Origin of the sequence: Klebsiella sp. EMBS2024 (genome assembly GCF_036233805.1) — a bacterium.
Taxonomy (GTDB): Bacteria; Pseudomonadota; Gammaproteobacteria; order Enterobacterales; family Enterobacteriaceae; genus Klebsiella; species Klebsiella pneumoniae.
The window spans coordinates 62,243-63,035 of record NZ_JAZARW010000004.1 but is presented as its reverse complement, the minus strand read 5'-3'; the positions used below and the strand labels follow the sequence as shown (position 1 = coordinate 63,035).

General features: G+C 52.5%; 1 protein-coding gene. It reads right to left on the bottom strand.

Annotated elements, in window-relative coordinates; all coding sequences use genetic code 11:
• Window positions 1–23: 23 nt before the first annotated feature.
• A complete protein-coding gene (locus tag VZP09_RS24750) occupies window positions 24–728 on the bottom strand; it encodes an IS6-like element IS26 family transposase (protein ID WP_328795540.1) in 705 nt (234 codons plus the stop codon).
• Window positions 729–793: the final 65 nt, after the last annotated feature.

Below are 793 nucleotides of genomic sequence, written 5' to 3'. Positions count from 1 at the left end.
GCCTTTTGTCTTATTCNAAGGCCTTACATTTCAAAAACTCTGCTTACCAGGCGCATTTCGCCCAGGGGATCACCATAATAAAATGCTGAGGCCTGGCCTTTGCGTAGTGCACGCATCACCTCAATACCTTTGATGGTGGCGTAAGCCGTCTTCATGGATTTAAATCCCAGCGTGGCGCCGATTATCCGTTTCAGTTTGCCATGATCGCATTCAATCACGTTGTTCCGGTACTTAATCTGTCGGTGTTCAACGTCAGACGGGCACCGGCCTTCGCGTTTGAGCAGAGCAAGCGCGCGACCATAGGCGGGCGCTTTATCCGTGTTGATGAATCGCGGGATCTGCCACTTCTTCACGTTGTTGAGGATTTTACCCAGAAACCGGTATGCAGCTTTGCTGTTACGACGGGAGGAGAGATAAAAATCGACAGTGNGGCCCCGGCTGTCGACGGCCCGGTACAGATACGCCCAGCGGCCATTGACCTTCACGTAGGTTTCATCCATGTGCCACGGGCAAAGATCGGAAGGGTTACGCCAGTACCAGCGCAGCCGTTTTTCCATTTCAGGCGCATAACGGTGAACCCAGCGGTAAATCGTGGAGTGATCGACATTCACTCCNCGTTCAGCCAGCATCTCCTGCAGCTCACGGTAACTGATGCCGTATTTGCAGTACCAGCGTACGGCCCACAGAATGATGTCACGCTGAAAATGCCGGCCTTTGAATGGGTTCATGTGCAGCTCCATCAGCAAAAGGGGATGATAAGTTTATCACCACCGACTATTTGCAACAGTGCCCC